We start from the raw sequence: 20404 nt of genomic DNA on the forward strand, positions 1-20404 counted from the left end.
TCGTCTCCTACTTCTTCATTTTAGGGTCCAGTGCGTCACGCAAACCGTCGCCAATCAGGTTAATCGCTACAACTGTAATGAGAATACACATTCCCGGTGGAACCCATATCCAAGGCCGTTTGCGGAAGTCAATTAGGTTATTCGCAGCCGATATCATATTCCCCCACGAAGGTGTGGGCGGCACAACACCGATTCCCAAGTAGCTGAGCGCAGATTCTGTAATAATCGCACCCGCTACTCCAAGCGTAGCCGTAACAATAATGGTAGGAATCGTGTTCGGCAGCAAATGCCGGAATATTTTGCGACGGTCTCTCAAGCCTAGCGCTTCCGTCGCCTGCATGAACTCCTGTTCACGCAGCGTAAGAATCTGCCCTCTGACCAGACGGGACAAGCTAGTCCAGCTCAGGACCCCGATAATGAGCATCAGAAAATAAATGCGATTCGACGGATCGACCTTCAAATCCGACAGAACAGCACCTAAAATAATAAGCAGCGGTAATGTAGGGAGTGCCATGAAAATATCCGCAATCCGCATAATAACCGTATCCACGCTTTTACGATAAAACCCTGCCAGCGCACCCAGCGTCGCCCCGATCATGACCGAAATAAACGTGGCGACCAGCCCTACCGTCAAGGAAATACGGCCAGCCAGCATTGTACGCAGCAAAATATCTCTACCAAACTTATCCGTACCGAGCCAGTACTTAGCATTAGGCGATAAATTTTTGTCAGCTAGCCTGTAATCATCTAAATGATAAGGTGAAATCATCGGTCCAAAACTACAAATGACAACCATCAGAATTAATATAACGAGACCAGCCAAAGCCAGACGGTTTTGGTTAAAACGGCGAACGGCGATTCTCCATGGAGACGCTTCAGGACGGATCGCCGCCTTTTGATTCGTTTCAATCGTGACTGTTTCTGCGGACAATAGTATCCCTCCTACTTCAAGCGAATTCTTGGATCTGCCATGCCATACAATACATCAGAGAGCAAATTACCGATAAGCGTAAGTAACGCTAAGAAAATTGTGAAGCCCAACATAAACGGATAATCCCGCATACTGATCGACTCCAGATAGACCTGACCCACACCCGGCCACACAAATACCTTCTCCAGAATCATCGCTCCACCAAATAAGGCCGGAAGCTCGAAGCCGAGTAGTGTGATGGCTGGAATCAGTGCATTGCGCAGTGCGTGCTTGAAAATAACCGTACGTTCCTTCAGGCCTTTGGCGCGTGCGGTACGAATATAATCCTGACGAATGACCTCCAACATGCCTGTACGGAAATACCGGGTCAGGCTTCCTGTGCTCAGCATCGTAAGTACGAGTGTCGGCAGGAACATATGCTTGAGAACATCCACCATATAAGCCCATGAGCCTGGCTCCATCCCTGCTGTGGTCATGCCCCCAACCGGGAGAATTCCCCACTCCAGGGCAAATATTTTGATGACCAATAGACCAATAAAAAATGAAGGCAGCGACATACATAAGAAAATAAATAATGTGACAAACTTATCGAATAACGAATATTGGAACTTGGCTGAAAATACCCCTGCAATAACCGCAATCAACCAGCTAAAAATAAGACTAAAAAAAGCGATAATAAATGAGTTCCATACATAATTGCCAATGACCTTCGTTACCGGCTGCTTATGCTGTAATGAATCCCCCATATTCCCCTTTAACATATTACCGGCCCATATAAAATAGCGTTGGTATTCCGGTTTATCCAGCCCGTAGATATGTCGTAGCTGCTGCGCCTTTTCGGCGGTCATATTTGGGTTCTGCTTGGCTGTAATATAATCACCCGGCACCATGGCTGAAATCGCAAATACGATAATAGATATGCCAATAAGTGTGGGGATGAGTTGCAGCAGTCTTCGAATAATGTACTGCTTCATATTCATTCCTCCAGACGAATAAAGTGATATGCCCAGCTCGTGAGAGCTGAGCATACGTTTGGCAACCCTTATTGAGCGATCTGAGCGTTATGCAGAGTGAACTCAAAATCTTTGTATGGCGTAATTTCTAAGCCAGATACACGTCCATTAACTGGCCACATATCTCTGCGTTGGTACATAAAAATAGTTGGCAGATCTTTGTTCAATTCTTGATAGAGCTGTTTGTAAATCTGTTTCCGTTTCTCTTGATCCAGCTCATGCTTACCAGCAAGCGTTAGTTCATCGACCTTCTTATTGGAATAGCCGATATCATTTTGTGCACCATTCGTAATAAAAGTCGTTGTATCCGGGTCTGGAGTTAAGCCCCAAGCCGCGAAGAACATATCGAACTTGCCCGTATCCTTTTTATCCATAATAGCGTTAAAATCTAGAGTTTCGGAAGTCAGCTTGATGCCTAGCTCCTTATAGTTATTGGACATGATTGGCAGCAAGGCCTCTACTACTGGATTATCAGCAGTCGCAGAGAAATTAATGGTCAGCTTTTCGCCATCCTTTTCGCGAATCCCGTCAGCACCAACCTTCCAGCCTGCCTCATCCAGCAAAGCCTTCGCCTTCGCTGTATCAAATTCATACTTGTTGATGCCTTCATCCGTATAAGACCAGGATTCTGTAGATTGTGGAATGTTAATGACATTCGCATATGGGCCATACACGCCCTGCACAATCTCTTTACGGTTTAAACCAATAGTTAAAGCCTGACGTACTTTAGGATCCTGGAATTTCTTTTCCTTGTGATTAAACGCAATATATCCGTAGCCATTGGTCGGCATAATATTCACGTCCAAGAAGCCTAGAGCCTTTAATTCCTCTACATTGTCTTCCGTAACTGTGATGTTGTCCATGTCCGTTTCGCCTGTTTGCAGCATAGACAGGTTTGTTTCTTCTGTTGTCGTTTTGAAAATAACTGACTTCACCTTTGGTGCGCCTTTGAAGTAGTTTGGATTCGCATCAAGAACGACTTGTTGACCCGGGGAGAAGCTCTTCAGTACATACTGACCAGAGCCGATCGGCTTATTATTAAGTGCCTTGATGCTGTCCAAGTTACCCTTTTTGAACCCTTTTCCATAATAAGCTTCTGGCATGAAGTATTGCTCACCCAGAAAATCCTTTGTATACGCTGTTGCTTCTGTAACGGTGACCTCTACTGTGTTATCATCAATGACTTTGATCCCCGAGATATCATTTGCTTTGCCATCGTGATATTCTTTACCGCCTTTAATCTTAAAAGACAATACATCGGTTTCTCCATCATAATTCGGATCATGCAGCACTTTGAGTACAAAAGCATAATCCTTCACGGTTACTGGAGTGCCGTCACTATACTTCACACCTGGTTTCAGATGGAATGTATATTTTAGACCATCCGGCGATACATCAACCTTGTCAGCCAAACTATTTTCATATGTACCATCTGCCTTCACCTGTAAGAAGGAGTCAAATACTGTTCTGACTACATATAGATCGTAAGTCGTTTGCCAGAATAGCGGATTAAATACCCCTTTAGGTGATGTCATACCTACTACAATGTTATCTTTCCGATTAGTCGCTCCTGGAGGATTTTGCGACAAATCCGTCGCTTTAATAACGCCCTCCGTAACAGGTGCACTTGCTTCATTTCCCTCTGTCTTATTGTCCGCATTGCCTTGCTGTGGCTGTGCCTCATTAGCACCTCCGCTACATCCTGCAAACAGAACACCAACGATCGTAAGCATCATAAGCAAAGAAACCCATTTTTTCGTCTGCATCATCCTGTTAATCCCCCTTAGTCGGTTCTTTATTTAACAGCCTGTCTCATTCCTGCGGTGATTCGTTAAAGCTTGAGGTTTGAAAATGAAGTTGCACATCCTCCTTACTGTCCTAATAGCGTAAACACGTGTTTTAGACCTCTGGTCAATTTTGTACACTAACAACCATTACATTTTTATTAAGGTTTATCTTAAGTGTAAAATAATATCACGTCAATATCTTTTTTTATGTAATATACAAATGCAAAACATCTATTTATGTAAAGTTTATGAATTTTACTTGTGGAAAATGACAAAAACCAGGATTTCATGTAATATAAAATAACATTTCAGAATGCCGAAATGTTTACTCTGGCGAGTTGAGGAGCTTGCAATTTCACAAGCCATTAAAAGGTATACTATCGTTATGGGTAAACATGGATTGTATTATTAGTAAGTTACAATAGATGGGACTTGTTGTCAATATAAAAAATCACAAAAAAAGACGCTCCCGGGAACGGGAACGTCTCTTTTTTCCACCCACTACTATTCAGTAGTGTAAGGAAGCAATGCGATTTGACGGGAACGTTTAACAGCGATTGTCAACATACGTTGATATTTCGCGCTTGTTCCAGTCACACGACGAGGAAGAATTTTTCCACGTTCGCTGATGAATTTTTTAAGCAGGTCTGTATCTTTATAGTCAATGTGAGTAATTTTGTTCACAGTGAAGAAACATACTTTACGACGTTTGTTGCGACCACCACGACGAGCTGGTCTTTTGTTATCGTCTCCGCCTTCTCTTTGTCTGAAGCCCATTCTTTGTCAGTCCTTTCCCAATTAAAATGGTAAATCATCATCCGAAATATCGATCGGTTTTCCGTCATCGGAAAAAGGATCCTGATTGTTTCGCGAGTTATTATTCCCGCGTCCACTATTGCTGTTACCGCCTCCGAAAGGAGACTCCTCACGCGCAGCTCCACCGCTATTGCCGCCACCGTTACCGCCATCGCGGTTAGATTCCAAGAAACGCACATTATCAGCTACAATTTCAGTCACGTATACACGTTTTCCTTCATTGTTCTCATAATTACGTACCTGAACACGGCCTTCAACAGCCGTTAAACGACCTTTGCGAAGATAGTTAGCGCATGTTTCAGCAAGCTGACGCCAGGTTACGATCGGCAAGAAATCCGCTTCCCGTTCGCCGCCTTGACTCGTAAACGGACGGTCTACAGCCAGGGTGAACTGGGTTACTGCTACACCAGACGGTGTATAGCGCAGCTCTGGATCTTTGGTCAAACGACCGATCAGAATGACACGGTTCAACAATCCAATCCCCTCCTTTGAGCGTTGTTCATTACATAATCACGTACAATAATTAAGCTACGTCGTTCGTAATGAGATAACGAATTACTTCGTCAGAAATTTTCATGATACGCTCAAGCTCAGTAACAACAGCAGGTTCTGCTGTGAAGTTTACCAGAACGAAAGAACCATCACGGAATTTCTTGATCTCATACGCAAGACGGCGTTTAGTTACATCGTGACTCGTAATTTCGCCACCGCCGTTAGAGATGATACCTTGGAATTTATCGACTGTCGCTTGAACAGCTTCTTGTTCAATGTCAGGACGAATAATATACATCGCTTCATATTTGCGCATTCTTTACACCTCCTTATGGACATAAGGCCCTCAATCTCAGTTGAGAGCAAGGAACGAGCCTAAGCTCGCACTAAAACAGTTTACCAAATCCAACAACTGAATGCAACCTACAAATTCAATAAACAAGCCTAAAACGGCTAAAAACACTGCATATCATAAGCTTTATACAATTTTATAGCATATCAAAAATTTCGCATATATAAAGGAAATCATTTGATTCACTCAGTATCTGTATACCCGGTTTCGCATGTTTCTGTTCAAGACAGCGCACAATAACCGTTGCAGTCCAAATTCATTTATCTAAGGAGGCACCACCGTATGGGTGAAAAGACTGAGTTCGAACCAGGGGATAAGGTCCCAAACGACGGCGTATACATGGAGGTCGGAGAAAAGAGCTTCCATACTGAAATCCAAAACCCACAGCAAGTAACGCTGGAAAGAGGCGATTCTTTTCCCGAAACCGCCAACCATAATCGCAAATGGAAGAAAAAAACGAAAGCTCGTGTCCACTAATGTATATTTCCTCGGAATCCTGGCCATATTATGATTAGGCGATACAACAGAGAGGTGTGGTTCCGTTGGACGACGTAGCCGGACAAACTGTTAGGAGATCCATTCCGGGCATTAGAAGCGTTAGGTTTGTGTAAAAGGACACTGTCTTTTCGACACGGTATTGCTGGTCAGTACACCGAGTTTCATGATGTGATTGGACAGATCGTATCCTGTTAAAAATGTATCGCCTACGATGGAGGACCTTTGTGGTCCTCCTTTGTTGCATTATCGGACTTTTTGCATATCCTGGTAAAATGCAGATTAATTGAGCTCCTTCTGCTAGAATATATCCAAGTACAAAGACCTACTATCTACGGAGGTTTAAAGATGAGCTATTCTCGAATATTAAAGTGGATATCAGGTATATTCGAATTGGTGCTTGCCGTACCAATTGTGGGGGGAGCTATTGTCATGGGGACCGGCTACTCGGCTCTGGGATTTATGCTTATCCTGCATGCAGTAACACTTATCCTATCGTTACGCAATCAGGAGGCGATCTACGGCTCTGTATGGGGAGTACTCACTTCTTTGCTGGCCTGGATACCCTTTGTGGGCTGGGCTCTCCATTTGATTGCGGCGATCCTTCTGATGATCTCTGGCTCAAAAAAAACAAAACGCTATCATTACCCGCCTAACCAGCTATAACAAAAGAGTGCTCCTAACGGCAATAATTTCCCCGCTGTCAGGAGCATTTTTTTGTTATAACGCCTTATTCATCCCAATAGATTTGTAATCGTTTCTTCCTTTACCCTCATGGTTTATCTTAGTGCTTTTCACTTTATCACAATCTGTTGACCTTTTATTCCACAAACAAAAAATCCCCTACGTCACAGACGTAAGAGATTGGTTTATTTAATGAAGTTAGTGGCGGAAAGAGTGGGAGTCGAACCCACGCACGCCTTGCGACGCCTAACTGATTTCGAGTCAGCCCCCTTAGACCTCTTGGGTACCTTTCCGCAGCAAGGATAATTATATCATCATTGCAACTGTGACGCAAGCTGATTCTGGTTCATCGCCATTCATCTTTCTTGGCTCAATTTGCTTCTGTGTTTTGCTCGTCGGCGTTGGCCTTTGATCGCAGCACTTTCTTCATGTTTTTTTCGAACTTGGCACGCGGAATCAGCACACTATGCTGGCAACCGACACATTTGATTCGAATATCCATTCCCATGCGGATAATTTCCATTTCATTCGTTCCACACGGATGGGGCTTCTTCATCTGTACAATGTCCCCTAGTTCAAATGACTTACGCTCCACCCTTCTCTCCCCCTTTTCTTCCTTGTTCGTCTTCTTTTTCTAGGGTTACCGCCGTCTCCAATGCTGCCTGACGATGTTCCTCATCCTCCAGAGCCTTCTTGATGTTATTCTGAATATCACGCTCTACCACTGCCCCTGTATTCGGCATACATTCTGCCACAACACGCACAATATACTCTGAGGTGGTCATGGACTGAACCCCTAACACATCCGGTATATTAAGTATCTGTACATTGGATTCTTCAATGCCTTGGATTGCCTGTTTTACCAAGCCAACTGCTTCCTCCAGGCTACGCTCGGCCTTCATTGGCACATCCACTACCGCCAACGCGTTGGACATGGAGAAGTTTGTTACCGTTGTAATTGAGCCATTCGGTAAAATGTACACCTCACCTTTCCAGCTCACCAGTCTGGTTGTACGCAGCCCGATCATTTCCACTGTACCCTTGAAAGTACCTGTCTGAATGACGTCTCCTACGGCAAATTGATCCTCAAAAATAATGAAAAATCCGGTAATTACATCCTTAACCAAGCTCTGTGCCCCAAAACCAACGGCCAATCCAAGCACTCCAGCTCCAGCAATCAGCGGGCCGAGATTAATGCCCATTTGCGATAGCACCAGCATAATTAAAATGAAATTAAATACAATATTGGTTACGTTTTTCAGTAATTCCCCAACAGTTGTTAACCGCCTTGTGTTCAATCGAAACCTGCCGTTATCTCCCTTTTGTTGCATTGACTTATCTATAATTTTATTAATAACTCGAATAAAGATACGTGTGATGATAAAAATAATCGCGATTTTCAAAATTACAAACAAAAAGGTCGACCACATCGCACTATCGGTAAGCCATTTCCATACAGCATCCTTCCAGTGAATTGCACCTTTCACTACGTCACCCGTGTCTAAATTATCGGTCAACCAATGTATAAAGGTCATGCTGTACTCCTCCTTAAACAAGGGAACTACTCTTCCTGCTTCCCGAATTCTATTTCCTACTATCAGGATTTTGCAAAATCCTCACTATATAAGCTTATCTACCGACTTCAAACATATGGCTATGAATATTCTACTTCCTGTGAGTATAAAAGCATAAGTTTATCCATATACTAGCTACTATCCTGAGCATAAATGTTACCCGCAGGCTAATTGTTATCTCAAGGTACTGCGAGCGTAACCTTCACACTCCACTACAGAGCGAAAGGAAGATTCCATGACTCATCCATCTGACTTCATTCCGGGGCAAGAACCCCTAAGTTTAAAAATATCACACACAGATCCCGGGATCCAATCAGCCATCATCCATCGTCTACTGTTCCATCTGCATCAGGCACCGAGTCTGCAAAATATCGTCATTATTTGCATCGGCACTGACCGTTCTACTGGAGATTGTCTGGGCCCGCTCGTAGGTACGCATTTATCACGCTACAAAAGCCCTCTGTTTAACCTATACGGTACATTAGAGGAGCCTGTACATGCCATGAACCTGCAAACGACACTGAACGGCATACAAGCCCGATATGAACAGCCTTATATCATTGGTATAGATGCATGTCTTGGACAAACCTCCAGCGTTGGATGCATTCAGGTTTCAGATGGTCCTCTCAAGCCTGGAGCAGGTGTAAATAAAGAATTACCGCCGGTCGGCGATATCCATTTGACTGGTATCGTTAACGTCGGCGGCTTCATGGAATACTTCGTGCTGCAAAATACAAGACTAAATTTGGTAATGAAATTATCAGATATCATTGCTGGCAGCCTATACTCCGCGATTAAGGAGTGGCACTACCGTTCTGTCCTGCTTGCTGCGCAAGAGTGACGGCTTCTTTTTCTTCAGGTGATAAGGAATAGGTGGACTGTCCCGCTTCTAGAGGCTTGGCATACACATATGAGCCATCTCGGTTATAAATGCCGGTTAATACCATACCATCCTGATTGTCGTCTACAATAGCCAGAGAGAAGCTTAAATCGCTTCCTCTCTCACCAAAGGCATTATAGCGTTTGATGCCTATATGTCCCTTCAAGCCTGTCAGTTTACTACGTAGTGATTTCATACTTGCACGATGGGTTTCCTGCTCATCCTCAATCGTATCCATCTGTACCTTCAAATCAATCAACAGTGTTTCCAAATTCTCGACACCACTGCCTGCCATCATGGTTTCATACTTTCGCCGCATCTTCTTTAGCTTTGCACCCTGCACAATAATAACAATCAACAGGATGAGCAAAATAAGCACGATCCCTGCAACGATTCCGGCAAGCTGTTCCATGATTAGTCCATTCAATTCAGCCATATGCTTGCTTCTACTCCTCTACCCCAAAAATCATATTACTGCATACTTATATTTTATACGTTTGAGAACAGCGAAACAAATAACACAAGGCTATTAGTTTATCCATCAAAACCATTCTAATTCCTGCAATTCCAGACAAAGCAAAGACATATCTCACTTTCCATTTTGCTCAAGGAGACATGTCCATATTTCAACAAACTACTGTAATAGCTCCAGTAATCTTTCCAAATCCTGCTGACTGTAATAATTCAATTCAATTTTGCCTTTATCTTTATTATGCTTGATCTTCACAGTTGTTTTAAAGCGTTCACGCAAGGACTCTTCCATATGGTCAATATAGGGGTCCTTTTTTCGTACCTTTGCTTTGGCTTTCGCCTCACCAGGCTTATGATCCAACTGCTGTACGGCTTCCTCCAGCTCGCGAACACTCCACTGCTGTTCAATACATTGTTGTGCTAACTGTTTCACCATGTCTGGATCTTTGAGGCCAACAATAGCTCTAGCATGTCCCATAGACAATGTTCCACGTGAAACATGATCTTTAACTTCTTCAGGTAATGCGAGCAAGCGAAGGAAATTGGCAATATGAGAGCGTGATTTTCCCACTTTCATGGACAACTCTTCCTGAGTTAAAGAAAATTGATCCATTAATCCCTGATAAGCTACTGCTACTTCCATAGCATTCAAATTCTCACGCTGCAAATTCTCAATCAGAGCAATCTCCATCACCTGCTGATCCGTAAAATTACGAACAACCACAGGTATCGTCGGATTCCCACAAAATTGAGATGCCCGAAATCGTCTTTCCCCGGCTATGATTTCATATCCTCGCAATACACTACGTGCAATAATAGGTTGGATAACACCGTGCTGACGAATGGACTCGGCTAATTCCTTAATGGACTCTTCATCAAACGTTTTGCGAGGCTGGTACGGGTTCGCACGCAACTGGCTCAGCGGAATGTCAACAACCTTATCCTCTTCATTGACCGTAAGGGAGGGAATGAGTGCATCAAGTCCTTTTCCCAACCGTTTACTCATAAGATACCACTTCCTTTGCCAACTCAATATATACCTCTGCCCCACGGGAACGGGGATCATACGTAATAATGGACTGGCCATGTGAAGGTGCTTCGCTGAGTCTCACATTGCGTGGAATAATCGTCTGATAAACCTTGCTTTGAAAATATTTTTTCACTTCTTCAATCACCTGTATACCCAAGTTCGTGCGAGCATCAAACATGGTTAACAACACACCTTCAATTTGCAATGAGGTGTTCAGATGTTTTTGCACTAATCGCACGGTATTCAACAATTGACTTAATCCTTCCAATGCGTAATATTCACACTGGATTGGGATAATGACTGAATCGGAAGCCGTCAATGAATTGAGCGTCAAAATACCCAGCGATGGTGGGCAATCAATTAGTATATAATCATAATTATGCTTAACGAGTTGAAGCGATCTTTTTAATCTCAACTCACGAGAAATAGTCGGCACCAGTTCAATTTCCGCGCCTGCTAACTGAATGGTTGCCGGAATTATATCTAATCCCTCAACCTGTGTACTGACAATAGCTTCGCTAGGATCAACCTCGTTAATGAGTACATCATAAATACAATTTGCCACATCCGCCTTATTGATACCCACACCGCTGGTTGTATTACCTTGCGGGTCGATATCCACGAGCAATACCCTTTTGCCGAGGGAAGCAAGTCCGGCGCCCAAATTAACGGAAGTAGTTGTTTTGCCTACTCCGCCCTTTTGATTGGCTACGGCTATTATTTTTGACACTTCATTCACCTCATAATTTAATCGGAATCCTGCTACACTCCATACCTGCAAAACGCTCTATGGAGACGTTACTTAGTCCTTATCTTAGGGATAACGGCAATTTCAGAATAGAATTGAGTATGCTGCGGTTTTATTCGGCGTTAGACAGAAAAAGCGGCAATTGCTGCCGCCTGTACGCTTCATCCCTTACTTACGTTTGGGAATTTGAATGACAATCTCATAGTGATCCTCATGATCAGATTCCTTGGTCTTGATATCCAAGCCTGAGCCAGACACCATATCAATGGATTGACGAATTGTATTCAGCGCAAGCCGGACATCCTTGGTAAAGGAAATCCGCTTCGATTTCTTATTAGTGGATACTTGTTTATAAAAGGCAACTCGTGCCTCTGTCTGCTTCACATTGAGTTCCTTGGCAATGACTTCATCTAAAACCTTGTACTGTAGTTCTTCAGTCTCTAATGACAATAATGCACGAGCATGACGCTCGGATACCTTCCGTTCCATTAGAGCCTCTTTCACTCTCTCCGGTAGATGAAGCAGCCGTATCTTGTTAGCAATAGTGGATTGGCTTTTGCCAAGTCGTTGAGCGAGGCTTTCCTGGGTGAGCTGATGTAGATCAATCAGCTTTTGGTAAGCTACAGCCTCTTCAATCGCAGTTAACCCTTCCCGTTGAAGATTTTCAATCAACGCGATGGATGCAGCTTGTGAATCATTAAACTCACGAACAATAGCTGGAATAGATTCCATACCCAGCTTGGTGACAGCTCTCCAACGACGTTCCCCTGCTATAATCTCATATTGCCCATTACGGAAACGAACGACAATCGGTTGAATTACACCATGCGTCTTAATGGTCTGGCATAGCTCATCAATCTTCTCGTCGTCAAATATGGTACGGGGCTGATAAGGACTGCTGACAATATCCCGAACTGGAATTTGTTTTATTTCGTCCCCAGTAGATCGCTCCGTCAAACCAAATAGCTTGGAAAATTGTTCTTTCATTCCGTATAATACCACCTAATTTCATAATAGCACCATACTAACAGCGCTTCGTGAAAAACAGTTCCTTACGCGGATCGTAGACCCTTCTATATGAAACAGCGCCGTAAGCGGGTACACTCCACGTACTCACCCGACATTTGTTGTCCCACTCCCCTATATGTATATCTGAATTCATGGGTATAGGAGCAGTCAACTTACATTAAAACGATTATCTCTATTCTATCACTTTTCCAGCCATAATCCTATCGTCTCTACCAGCTTTTCGGAAGGATCAGAGAATAAATTATGCATCCTCTTTGATCCCCAAATGTAAACAAGAACGCATGTTAGCAAAGAGGCTTTTATGTAAAGAGTCTATCAGCCATAAAAAAAGTGAATGTTTCACGTGAAACATTCACTTTCTTTCAAACATTTACACTAACGGCGCCTTCAAAGGAGTACCCGGCTTACGCGGATATTTCCGTGGTGTCGCCGCTCTTTTCTCAATAATAATCATATGTCTGGCTGCATCTTCAACAGGTAACTGGAAGGCCTGAACATGTTTGATTTTTCCCTTTAGCTCTTTCAAACTGTAAGAAGCTTCCTTGATTTCCTCGGTAGGATCATTGCCCTTCATCGCGGCAAAGTGTCCTCCTTCACGGACAAACGGCAAACAAAATTCATTCAATACGGCGAGACGAGCAACCGCTCTGGCTGTCACTAGATCATAGCTATCACGGTATCCTGGTTTACGCCCCAATTCCTCTGCCCTGCTGTGAACCAGTTCAACATTTTCCAAACCCAACTGCTCTACTACATGGGCCAAGAACTGTATACGTTTGTTCAACGAATCTACAATAGTCAACTGAATCTGCGGAAAGCATATTTTCAAAGGAATACCTGGAAAACCTGCACCTGACCCAATATCGGCCAGGCTTTCCACATCTTTTAACGGAACATAAAAAGCCAGGGAAAGAGAATCATAAAAATGCTTGGTGTACACTGCATCGCGCTCAGTAATACCCGTCAGGTTCATTTTTTCATTCCACTCAACCAGCACACGGTAATATGCTTCAAACTGCTCTAACTGACTGTCATTAATCACAATACTATGCTCTGCCAGCCGCTGCTTAAATTGCTGTTGTATCGCGTCCATTATGATCCCCTTGCTGCTGTTACGCGGTTATAATGCTCCAGATAAACCAGCAAAATGGAAATATCCGCAGGGGTTACACCCGAAATACGGGATGCCTGACCAATCGACATCGGACGGATCTTTTCAAGTTTCTGCTTGGCTTCAATGGCCAGTCCTTGAACTTCATTGTATACAATATCCTCTGGAAGCTTCTTCTTCTCCATCTTTTGCAGACGCTCCACATGCATCAATTGCTTTTCAATGTAGCCCGCATACTTAATTTGGATTTCCACCTGCTCCTGTTCTTCCTCAGTAAGAGCTATAGGTGAAGGTGAGATTTGTGCTACTTGCGCATAACTGATCTCTGGTCGACGCAGCACCGTTAACAAATTACTACCATCCTGTATCGGTGCAGATCCGCCTTGCTCCAGCATCTCATTTATATCAACTGGACGAACCTTCGCCAAGCGCAAACGTTCAATCTCTTGATCTACCTTTTGCTTTTTATCCAAAAAGCGCTCGTATCGTTCATCCGTAATTAGGCCAATATCATGCCCAATCGGAGTCAATCGCAGATCAGCGTTATCATGACGCAACAACAGACGATATTCTGCACGTGACGTCAGCAAGCGATATGGCTCATTCGTCCCCTTCGTCACCAGATCGTCAATCAGGACCCCGATGTAGCCTTGCGAACGGTCCAATACGACAGGCTCTTTGCCCTGCACCTTACGAGCTGCGTTAATCCCTGCCATAATTCCTTGACCCGCAGCTTCTTCGTAACCGGAAGTACCGTTAATCTGACCTGCTGTGAACAAGCCTGGGACTTTCTTCGTTTCCAAAGTAGGCCATAACTGCGTAGGTACCATTGCATCATATTCAATAGCATAGCCGTTACGCATCATCTCTACCTTTTCCATCCCCGGAATCGAACGCAGTACAGCTAATTGTACATCCTCTGGCAAGCTGGTCGACAAGCCCTGAACATAGTATTCAGATGTGTTTTTACCTTCAGGCTCCAAAAAGATTTGGTGCTTAGGCTTATCACTGAAGCGTACCACTTTATCTTCAATAGATGGGCAATATCGTGGTCCCGTTCCTTCAATCAGACCAGAGAACATAGGCGCACGGTGCAAATTATCATTAATAATCTGATGTGTTTCTACTGAAGTATATGTCAGCCAGCAAGGAAGCTGTTCATTATCCGAAGACTTCGTTTCATAGGAAAAGAACTTTGGTTGATCATCACCCGGTTGTATTTCGGTTTTGCTAAAATCAATCGTGTCCTTATGCACACGTGGTGGCGTTCCTGTCTTAAATCGAACCAGATCAAAACCCAGCTCTCTCAAATGCTCAGACAATCTCAACGAAGGCTGTTGATTGTTCGGACCACTCTCATACATTAGCTCGCCCATAATGATTTTCCCGCGCAGATAAGTGCCTGTGGTCAGGACAACTGCTTTACTTCGATACTCTGTGCCCGTCTTCGTGATTACACCTACGCAATGACCATCTTCCATAATCAGTTCTTCAACCATACCTTGGCGTAAGGTCAAATTCGGTTCCTTTTCCATCGTTTCCTTCATCGCATGCTGATAAGAGAACTTGTCTGCTTGTGCACGCAATGCATGAACCGCCGGACCTTTACCAGTATTTAACATTCTCATTTGGATAAATGTCTTGTCTATATTCCGACCCATTTCGCCGCCCAGTGCATCAATTTCTCGCACCACATGTCCTTTTGCAGGACCGCCAATAGACGGGTTGCAGGGCATGAACGCGACCATATCCAGGTTAATTGTGATCATCAACGTGCGACAGCCCATCCGTGCTGCTGCCAAGGCCGATTCTACACCTGCATGGCCCGCGCCTACGACAATCACGTCATAGTCGCCTCCTTGGTAACCCATACCTTTCTTACCTCCTTATACATTTCGGTCTTCACGCCGAATATGCTCTTGTATATCTATAACGATAGCAGGCTTATATCAGCCATGCTTAAATGTTCTATTTGCCTAGACAAAATTGTGAAAATATTTGGTCTATTAGCGCATCATGCGCAGTATCGCCTACAATCTCACCCAAATGCTCCCATGCCAGCCTTACATCAATCTGGATCATGTCGATCGGAACAAATTGATCAGCAGCTTCATAGGCATCTACCAGCGATTGGCGCGCCTTCTTCAACAAAGCAATATGCCGTACGTTGCTGACATATGTCATATCCGCTGATTCCAGCTTGCCGCTAAAGAATAACTTGGATATAGCCTGCTCCAGTCGGTCCGCTCCCTCATTTTCCTTCACAGACATCGGTACGATAAGCTCTTCAGGAACATAACGCAGCAACAAATCCCGGTCTACCTGGGCCGGTAAGTCCATTTTATTCATAATGACAATCGCTTGTCTACCGCGGATTTGTTCCATTAATGCCATTTCATCCTCATGCAGTGGTTCGTTGGCGTTAATGACGATGAGTAGCAGATCTGCTTCACTAACCGCCGTTCTCGAACGTTCTACTCCAATCCGTTCCACAACATCCATCGTTTCACGAATCCCAGCTGTATCCAGCAACTTGAGTGGAATATTATTAATCGTCACATATTCCTCAATAACGTCACGGGTTGTGCCCGGAATATCGGTCACAATGGCCCGCTCGCCCTGAGCCAATGTGTTCAGCAGTGATGATTTCCCCACATTTGGTCTTCCAACAATCGCTGTGGTCAACCCTTCACGCAAAATCTTTCCCTGCTCCGCCATATGCAGCAGCCGATCAATTTCCATCATGACCTGACTGCTTTTATCCTTGATTAAATCAGATGTAAAAGATTCAACATCATGCTCAGGATAATCAATGTTCACTTCAATATGAGCAAGTGTCTCCACCAAAACATGACGCAAGCGACGAATATTCTGGGACAGCTGTCCATCTACCTGCTTCAAAGCCACCGAAAAAGCTTTATCTGATTTGGAGCGAATTAAGTCAATGACACCCTCCGCCTGACTTAGGTCAATACGACCATTCAGAAAAGCACGTTTCGTAAATTCCCCTGGCTCAGCCAGACGTATATTTTGCAGCAATAGTAAATCCATCACCCGTTTGACGGCTACGACCCCGCCATGAGTGCTGATTTCTACGACATCTTCTGTCGTAAAAGAGCGTGGCGCCCGCATTACTGTAACTAAAACTTCCTCCACCTTTTCCTGGCTTTGGGGATCTATAATATGTCCATAATGTACCGTGTGAGTTTGAGCTTTGCTTAGAGGCGTTTTACTACGAAACAAAGCCTCCACTTCCGTGACCGCATCTGGCCCGCTGACCCGTACAACCGCAATACCGCCCTCGCCGACAGCCGTTGCAATGGCAGCTATAGTATCGCTCAGCATAAAGTTTCTACCTCCTATCAAGTAGAAACGACATTGCCGTCCTTCATCAAGGACGGCAGCCGTTTCAGCGAGAAATATAAGAAAAAAAGCAATGGCTTCTGCATCTTGCAGAGAGCCATTGCGTCGGATTATTTTTTAGCAATGACGACGCGCCGATTGGGCTCGTCCCCCTTGCTGTATGTTCTAACCAGCGCATGCTGTTGGAGCTTGGCGTGAATCAGCTTCCGCTCCTGTGACGGCATTGGCTCCAGCACCACTTCCTTGCCATAACGAATAGCCTGGTTCGCCAACCGATCTGCCAAATCCTCCAGCGTTTTTTGCCGACGTGCACGAAATTGCTCGGCATCCAGCACAATTCGGATGAATTTGTCAGAATGACGGTTGGCAACGATATTCGTCAGGTACTGCAATGCATCCAATGTCTGTCCTCTGCGGCCGATCAACATACCGAGCGACGGACCGGAGATATCCAGTGTACTTTCATCCTTGCGGTGGCGGACATCAACTTTAACGTCCAATCCCATTCCTGCTGCTGTTTCACGGATGAAACGCACCGCCTCTTCATAAGGATCTACATGTCCCGAAGGTGCTTCTGTGTTCATCTGTGCTTCCTGTGCAACAGGCCCAGTTTCTTCTGATAAAGCCTGTCCCACGCTAGAAGGTGCTTGAGCCGATACATGAAATTCAGCCGCGTGTGTGGTTTCAGGAGACGGCTCAGAGAGCAGCGTAAGCTCCACCTTCGCCTTCTTGACCCCGAGCCACCCCAGGAATCCTTTTGACGGCTGTTCCAACACGCTTACGGTTACCCGTTCACGGCTTACTCCCAGTTGGGAGAGTCCTTGTCTTACAGCATCTTCAACGGTTTTTCCTGATTTCACGACTTTGGTCATCTCGACTTTTTAGCCCCCTTCGTGTTTTTGCCGCCTTTTTTCTTACTATTGGAGGAACCCGTTTTCGCGAGACTGGCTGTTTTCACATTTGCCAGTGCTGCTTCTTTATCCTTATTCCGATAAAGGAAATAGTTTTGAATGATCGTGTAAATATTACTGTAGAACCAGTATAACGGCAAAGCGGATGGGAAGTTGTACGACATGAACAGAATCAGCACCGGATAGACGTACAGCAAAAATTGCATCGGTCCTTGCTGCGGCGTCGGATTCATTTTCATCATCATCCAAGTTTGGACAAATGTCGTAATCGCCGCCAAAATCGGCAAGATAAACAAGTGATCCGGTTTACCTAACTGGAGCCACAAGAAGTCATGATCCCGCAATGCCGAGTTATAATAAATGGCATTATAAAGCGCGATGAAAATGGGCATCTGTACTACCAAAGGAAGACAGCCAGCCATCGGGTTGACCTTGTTTTCCTGGAACAACTTCATCGTCTCTTGCTGGACTTTCTCAGGCGTATCCTTGTACTTCGCTTGAATTTCTTTTAATTGCGGCTGAATGGCCTGCATAGCTTTGGAACTACGTACTTGCTTGAGTGTAAGCGGCAAAATAATGGTTCGCACGATAATCACCAGAACCAGTACGGCCAGGCCATACTCTCCAGAGAACCATTGGGCAAATGTATCTAGCGCATACGAAAACCAGTAAACGACATATCTTTGCCAAACTGATCCATTGGCCAAGTCTGCCGTCGTGTAAGAATTGTGGGCCGTCTGGGCACATCCGGACAGCACAGCAACAAGTGCCAATAAGGCAATCAGGAGGAACCATTTTCCCCGTTGAGTCTTCAAACGCGACACTTCATAACCCCTTTCTTAACCAATCCATTCCAACGTAAATCATACCATATCCTGTAGGACAAAGATACTGACTATCGGCGTGAAGACTTGAGCAGCGAGGCTTTGCGTAGAACGTGCAGCACGCTTTTCTCCAGCTCTTGATACGACTTAGTAACTGCACCCTTACGAACGATAAAAATCAGATCAATCTGCTCCACCAATTCATGCTCATGATGGCGCACAATTTCCTTAACGATTCTGCGCATCCGGTTGCGAACTACTGCATTGCCGATCTTCTTGCTGGCCGAAATTCCGACGCGGAACTGCTCTACCTCTCTGCGGCGGAACCAGTACACCACAAACTGATGGTTGGCAAAAGATTTGCCATGGCGGTATACGCGCCCAAAGTCCGCCCGGTTTCGTAGACGCAATTTTTTTTGCACGGCGCTTCTCCTTGCTCATCTCTTTTACACATGTCGGTAAGCTAACCTTTACCTTTTATATAGTAAGAAGTATGGACAACATTCCAACATGGTAATCTCGCTTATTTTATATCCGTTTTCAAAAGCTTCATCTAATATAGGACAGGATGCTGGGCTTCTCCCTCTTCTTTCACTACATTTTTACAACAAAAGAAGAAGGGATCGCATCCCTGAATACCTCAATTATGAAAAAAAAGACCACCGTAGTGGTCTTTATGCACGCATTACGCACTCAATACTTTTCTACCTTTTTGGCGACGAGCTGCCAAAACTTTACGGCCATTCTTCGTGCTCATTCTTTTACGGAAGCCGTGAACTTTTTTACGTTTGCTGACATTCGGTCTGAAAGTCGGTCTCATTGTGCTGCACCTCCTTACAAGGAATACGTTTTATATGGAATATACCTAACATAGCAATCTCCACAAAAAACACCTTTGTACATTTAACCACAAATAGCGGTCAAAGTCAATGTACTTATAAACCCTCTTCCTCTTTTTCGCCTTCAGGAAGCCTCCTCCTCTTTACCCCGCTGACTCACTTCACTCTTTTATTCCCTTATTTCATAAAATTCCTTTCGTCTTTCCTCCATTATCAGCATTCTATTTGTAGTTTTCACTCCTCCAAAACTGTCCTTTTTACATTTATTCATTCTGTAACTTGAATCCATCCTATTTTCAGATCGACGTTATCAGGTTCGTTCAAAAATATTGTCGGAAACGTTACCGGAAATTTTCAACAGAAAAATAAGCCTCTGTGACCAAAAGGCAACGGCAATTATACACAGATTCACAAAAAGAACTGAATTGTGATTTAAATGGTCATAACCTGTGCATAACATTTTAGAGCGAAAAAGAGTTATTGTCGAAAACTGAACAAATTATAAACAATATCTTGTGTTGTGAATAAAAATTGTACACAACAGATTGAATTTGTGGATAAATAACCACGAGTCATTGAAATACAAGGCTTCTTTTGCTATGATGATATTACTTTTGAATGTGAATATGTTGTTTTACCCTCCATATTATCAACACCCTGTGGATAAAGTTGTGAACAAGTTCAATTTATCCATCTTTTTATTTTTGTGCGGATTCGGAATTCTGGGGATATATTCTACATTTTTCATTTGATTTCGACATATTGCAGTCCCGTTTTGGCCTGCGGGATCAAGAGAACGGATCGTGCCGCACATTCCCTCCTGAGAAATATCGCCTTTCTTCTGCTGGTCAGCAGCGGGATTTCCATTAGCTATTTTTCAGGGTCATTTTGTGCTGCGTTCTCTCACCACACTGCCGCATGTTTTAGGCGGCGGTATGTCTTTTTATGGCCTTCAACAACATTTTTGTGATTTTAGGCGTTTTGCCGAAGCGCCGAGAGCAGCTCTCTGCAGCTTAATTCGGTAAAATGTCAGGATTTAAAAGGAGTGACGTCT

Annotated in this window: 22 protein-coding genes and 1 tRNA gene; 3 read left to right on the plus strand and 20 right to left on the minus strand. The window is 44.2% G+C overall.

The genetic code is table 11. The features are described 5' to 3' along the window. Window positions 1-7: 7 nt before the first annotated feature. The 6 genes from opp4C to rpsF form a co-directional block, all read right to left on the minus strand. Window positions 8-931: an oligopeptide ABC transporter permease gene (gene opp4C / locus MKY16_RS25050; protein WP_340957528.1), complete on the minus strand. Its 924-nt coding sequence runs from the start codon at window positions 929-931 to the stop codon at window positions 8-10. A gap of 11 nt (window positions 932-942) precedes the next feature. Beyond that, a complete protein-coding gene (locus tag MKY16_RS25055) occupies window positions 943-1905 on the minus strand; it encodes an ABC transporter permease (RefSeq protein WP_023991143.1) in 963 nt (320 codons plus the stop codon). Window positions 1906-1973: 68 nt separating this feature from the next. Then, complete coding sequence (locus MKY16_RS25060) at window positions 1974-3713, minus strand: ABC transporter substrate-binding protein (protein ID WP_340957529.1); 1740 nt, start codon at window positions 3711-3713, stop codon at window positions 1974-1976. 522 nt (window positions 3714-4235) lie between these two features. Next, window positions 4236-4508 (minus strand): 30S ribosomal protein S18, encoded by a 273-nt coding sequence (gene rpsR, locus MKY16_RS25065; RefSeq protein ID WP_013312800.1) that lies wholly within the window; start codon window positions 4506-4508, stop codon window positions 4236-4238. Between the two features lie 21 nt (window positions 4509-4529). Continuing rightward, window positions 4530-5021 (minus strand): single-stranded DNA-binding protein, encoded by a 492-nt coding sequence (gene ssb / locus MKY16_RS25070; RefSeq protein WP_013312801.1) that lies wholly within the window; start codon window positions 5019-5021, stop codon window positions 4530-4532. A gap of 49 nt (window positions 5022-5070) precedes the next feature. Continuing rightward, on the minus strand, window positions 5071-5355 hold the full coding sequence (rpsF, locus tag MKY16_RS25075; RefSeq protein ID WP_013312802.1) for a 30S ribosomal protein S6: 285 nt from the start codon (window positions 5353-5355) through the stop codon (window positions 5071-5073). A 318-nt stretch (window positions 5356-5673) separates the two neighbouring features. Here rpsF and MKY16_RS25080 point away from each other — a divergent pair, with 318 nt between their 5' ends. Continuing rightward, window positions 5674-5868: a YjzC family protein gene (locus MKY16_RS25080; protein WP_013312803.1), complete on the plus strand. Its 195-nt coding sequence runs from the start codon at window positions 5674-5676 to the stop codon at window positions 5866-5868. A 366-nt stretch (window positions 5869-6234) separates the two neighbouring features. Further along, on the plus strand, window positions 6235-6552 hold the full coding sequence (locus tag MKY16_RS25085; RefSeq protein WP_029518959.1) for a hypothetical protein: 318 nt from the start codon (window positions 6235-6237) through the stop codon (window positions 6550-6552). A 220-nt stretch (window positions 6553-6772) separates the two neighbouring features. Here the strand turns inward: MKY16_RS25085 and MKY16_RS25090 are convergent. The 3 genes from MKY16_RS25090 to MKY16_RS25100 all read right to left on the minus strand — a co-directional run bounded on the left by MKY16_RS25090 (window position 6773) and on the right by MKY16_RS25100 (window position 8105). After that, window positions 6773-6863, minus strand: a tRNA-Ser gene (locus tag MKY16_RS25090). 77 nt (window positions 6864-6940) lie between these two features. Then, window positions 6941-7165 carry a DUF951 domain-containing protein gene (locus MKY16_RS25095; protein WP_025723137.1) on the minus strand — a complete coding sequence of 75 codons (225 nt, stop codon included), beginning with the start codon at window positions 7163-7165 and terminating at the stop codon, window positions 6941-6943. Continuing rightward, window positions 7155-8105: a mechanosensitive ion channel family protein gene (locus MKY16_RS25100; RefSeq protein WP_165145434.1), complete on the minus strand. Its 951-nt coding sequence runs from the start codon at window positions 8103-8105 to the stop codon at window positions 7155-7157. Before MKY16_RS25100 ends, MKY16_RS25095 begins: the two co-directional genes overlap by 11 nt. 274 nt (window positions 8106-8379) lie before the next feature. Between MKY16_RS25100 and yyaC the strand changes: the two genes are divergently transcribed. After that, a complete protein-coding gene (gene yyaC, locus MKY16_RS25105; protein WP_025723135.1) occupies window positions 8380-8985 on the plus strand; it encodes a spore protease YyaC in 606 nt (201 codons plus the stop codon). Here yyaC and MKY16_RS25110 read toward each other — a convergent pair. The 11 genes from MKY16_RS25110 to rpmH all read right to left on the minus strand — a co-directional run bounded on the left by MKY16_RS25110 (window position 8939) and on the right by rpmH (window position 19331). Continuing rightward, window positions 8939-9460: a DUF4446 family protein gene (locus MKY16_RS25110; protein ID WP_165145430.1), complete on the minus strand. Its 522-nt coding sequence runs from the start codon at window positions 9458-9460 to the stop codon at window positions 8939-8941. The genes yyaC and MKY16_RS25110 overlap by 47 nt on opposite strands. A 198-nt stretch (window positions 9461-9658) precedes the next feature. After that, window positions 9659-10501 (minus strand): ParB/RepB/Spo0J family partition protein, encoded by an 843-nt coding sequence (locus MKY16_RS25115; protein WP_029518964.1) that lies wholly within the window; start codon window positions 10499-10501, stop codon window positions 9659-9661. Next, the gene (locus MKY16_RS25120) at window positions 10494-11255 is read right to left on the minus strand and encodes a ParA family protein (protein ID WP_023991152.1); all 762 of its coding nucleotides are present in this window, start codon (window positions 11253-11255) and stop codon (window positions 10494-10496) included. The genes MKY16_RS25115 and MKY16_RS25120 overlap by 8 nt, the downstream gene beginning before the upstream one ends. 186 nt (window positions 11256-11441) lie before the next feature. Beyond that, on the minus strand, window positions 11442-12260 hold the full coding sequence (gene noc / locus MKY16_RS25125) for a nucleoid occlusion protein (protein WP_029518966.1): 819 nt from the start codon (window positions 12258-12260) through the stop codon (window positions 11442-11444). A 412-nt stretch (window positions 12261-12672) separates the two neighbouring features. After that, entirely contained in the window at window positions 12673-13395 is a 723-nt protein-coding gene (gene rsmG / locus MKY16_RS25130; protein ID WP_029518967.1) for a 16S rRNA (guanine(527)-N(7))-methyltransferase RsmG, read from the minus strand. Then, window positions 13395-15284 (minus strand): tRNA uridine-5-carboxymethylaminomethyl(34) synthesis enzyme MnmG, encoded by a 1890-nt coding sequence (gene mnmG / locus MKY16_RS25135; RefSeq protein WP_029518968.1) that lies wholly within the window; start codon window positions 15282-15284, stop codon window positions 13395-13397. The genes rsmG and mnmG overlap by 1 nt, the downstream gene beginning before the upstream one ends. 97 nt (window positions 15285-15381) lie before the next feature. Then, window positions 15382-16758: a tRNA uridine-5-carboxymethylaminomethyl(34) synthesis GTPase MnmE gene (gene mnmE / locus MKY16_RS25140; RefSeq protein ID WP_165145428.1), complete on the minus strand. Its 1377-nt coding sequence runs from the start codon at window positions 16756-16758 to the stop codon at window positions 15382-15384. A 128-nt stretch (window positions 16759-16886) separates the two neighbouring features. Continuing rightward, window positions 16887-17648, minus strand: a complete 762-nt coding sequence (gene jag, locus MKY16_RS25145; RefSeq protein WP_340957531.1) for an RNA-binding cell elongation regulator Jag/EloR — start codon at window positions 17646-17648, stop codon at window positions 16887-16889. Further along, window positions 17645-18511, minus strand: a complete 867-nt coding sequence (locus MKY16_RS25150; RefSeq protein WP_029518972.1) for a YidC/Oxa1 family membrane protein insertase — start codon at window positions 18509-18511, stop codon at window positions 17645-17647. Before MKY16_RS25150 ends, jag begins: the two co-directional genes overlap by 4 nt. A gap of 71 nt (window positions 18512-18582) precedes the next feature. Then, window positions 18583-18933, minus strand: a complete 351-nt coding sequence (gene rnpA, locus MKY16_RS25155) for a ribonuclease P protein component (protein ID WP_029518974.1) — start codon at window positions 18931-18933, stop codon at window positions 18583-18585. 263 nt (window positions 18934-19196) lie between these two features. Next, a complete protein-coding gene (gene rpmH, locus MKY16_RS25160; protein ID WP_007433250.1) occupies window positions 19197-19331 on the minus strand; it encodes a 50S ribosomal protein L34 in 135 nt (44 codons plus the stop codon). Between the last annotated feature and the right edge of the window lie 1073 nt (window positions 19332-20404).

The sequence above is a fragment of the Paenibacillus sp. FSL L8-0641 genome (genome assembly GCF_038006265.1).
Classification (GTDB): Bacteria; Bacillota; Bacilli; order Paenibacillales; family Paenibacillaceae; genus Paenibacillus; species Paenibacillus polymyxa_D.

Excerpts from the sequence above, each read along its gene's own strand:
- MKY16_RS25055 (WP_023991143.1), bottom strand. The coding sequence starts at position 1,905 with ATGAAGCAGTACATTATTCGAAGACTGCTGCAACTCATCCCCACACTT.
- MKY16_RS25060 (WP_340957529.1), bottom strand. The coding sequence starts at position 3,713 with ATGATGCAGACGAAAAAATGGGTTTCTTTGCTTATGATGCTTACGATC.
- rpsR (WP_013312800.1), bottom strand. The coding sequence starts at position 4,508 with ATGGGCTTCAGACAAAGAGAAGGCGGAGACGATAACAAAAGACCAGCT.
- rpsF (WP_013312802.1), bottom strand. The coding sequence starts at position 5,355 with ATGCGCAAATATGAAGCGATGTATATTATTCGTCCTGACATTGAACAA.
- MKY16_RS25080 (WP_013312803.1), top strand. The coding sequence starts at position 5,674 with ATGGGTGAAAAGACTGAGTTCGAACCAGGGGATAAGGTCCCAAACGAC.
- MKY16_RS25085 (WP_029518959.1), top strand. The coding sequence starts at position 6,235 with ATGAGCTATTCTCGAATATTAAAGTGGATATCAGGTATATTCGAATTG.
- MKY16_RS25100 (WP_165145434.1), bottom strand. The coding sequence starts at position 8,105 with ATGACCTTTATACATTGGTTGACCGATAATTTAGACACGGGTGACGTA.
- yyaC (WP_025723135.1), top strand. The coding sequence starts at position 8,380 with ATGACTCATCCATCTGACTTCATTCCGGGGCAAGAACCCCTAAGTTTA.
- MKY16_RS25110 (WP_165145430.1), bottom strand. The coding sequence starts at position 9,460 with ATGGCTGAATTGAATGGACTAATCATGGAACAGCTTGCCGGAATCGTT.
- MKY16_RS25115 (WP_029518964.1), bottom strand. The coding sequence starts at position 10,501 with ATGAGTAAACGGTTGGGAAAAGGACTTGATGCACTCATTCCCTCCCTT.
- noc (WP_029518966.1), bottom strand. The coding sequence starts at position 12,260 with ATGAAAGAACAATTTTCCAAGCTATTTGGTTTGACGGAGCGATCTACT.
- rsmG (WP_029518967.1), bottom strand. The coding sequence starts at position 13,395 with ATGGACGCGATACAACAGCAATTTAAGCAGCGGCTGGCAGAGCATAGT.
- mnmG (WP_029518968.1), bottom strand. The coding sequence starts at position 15,284 with ATGGGTTACCAAGGAGGCGACTATGACGTGATTGTCGTAGGCGCGGGC.
- mnmE (WP_165145428.1), bottom strand. The coding sequence starts at position 16,758 with ATGCTGAGCGATACTATAGCTGCCATTGCAACGGCTGTCGGCGAGGGC.
- jag (WP_340957531.1), bottom strand. The coding sequence starts at position 17,648 with ATGACCAAAGTCGTGAAATCAGGAAAAACCGTTGAAGATGCTGTAAGA.
- rpmH (WP_007433250.1), bottom strand. The coding sequence starts at position 19,331 with ATGAGACCGACTTTCAGACCGAATGTCAGCAAACGTAAAAAAGTTCAC.